Source organism: Streptomyces sp. UNOB3_S3 (assembly GCF_020740895.1).
Lineage (GTDB): Bacteria > Actinomycetota > Actinomycetes > Streptomycetales > Streptomycetaceae > Streptomyces.
This window is the reverse complement of sequence record NZ_JAILXP010000730.1, coordinates 1-892: the sequence shown is the minus strand read 5'-3', so window position 1 is coordinate 892 and position 892 is coordinate 1. Positions and strand designations below refer to the sequence as shown.

The window sequence follows — 892 nt, the reverse complement described above, 5'->3', positions numbered from 1 at the left end:
AGGTGGGAACTGCGACCCGGTGAAGCAGCAGCATGATGGTGGCGAGGTAGACCGCACTCTCCGAGTTTTCAGCGAGGTACTCGTAGTCCTTCGACAAGCGGCGGTACCGTCCCAGCCAGGCGAAACTCCGCTCGATCACCCACCGGCGGGGCACGACCGAGAAGAGAGGCACCGCGGGTGGTGTGTCGCCGGCCCGGACCCAGGTGCCCCGGAATCCGCCATCGCGACGCCGCACGACCTGGATGGTGATCCCGGTGGTCTCGCGGATCCCGTCCAGGAAGTCGCTGCCGCGGTATCCCTGGTCGGCCCACAGATGCCGCAGACGCGGAAACTTCCCAGCGTGCCGGGCGAGAAGCACCTCAGCACCGTCCCGGTCACCCACATTCGCGGGACTGACACACACCGCCAGGACCAGCCCGAGGGTATCCACCATCAGATGTCGCTTGACGCCGTACACCTTCTTGCCGCCGTCGTACCCATGCCAGCCACCCCGCTCAGTGCCCTTGACGCTCTGACTGTCCAGCACACCCGCACTCGGCGTCGGATCGCGGCCCTGACCAGCACGTTCCCGCACTCTCAGAGCAGCCAGGATCTCCTCCCAGCGCCCCTCGATCCTCCACACCCGCCAGTAGTGGTACACCGTCTGCCACGGCGGGAAGTCATGCGGAAGCAACCGCCAGGCACAGCCGGCCCGCAACCAGTACGCGAGCGCATCAATGACCTCGCGTCGCGAATGCTTCAGCGGCCTGCCACCTGCCTTCGGTGGCGGAATCAGCGGCGCGAGCACCACCCACTCGGCATCAGACAAGTCCGTCGGATACGCAGCACGCAGGTCAGTCATCCCCGACCTCCCACCCCAGACAGGACTGCCAAGTCACCTACCCTGAACGGG

At 66.4% G+C, this 892-nt stretch carries 1 protein-coding gene; it reads right to left on the bottom strand.

Annotation, left to right across the window (positions count from 1 at the left end):
• Positions 1-841, bottom strand: an 841-nt coding sequence (locus tag K6I33_RS35340) for an IS5 family transposase (protein WP_229358875.1), incomplete at its 3' end; no start/stop codon positions are given.
• Between the last annotated feature and the right edge of the window lie 51 nt (positions 842-892).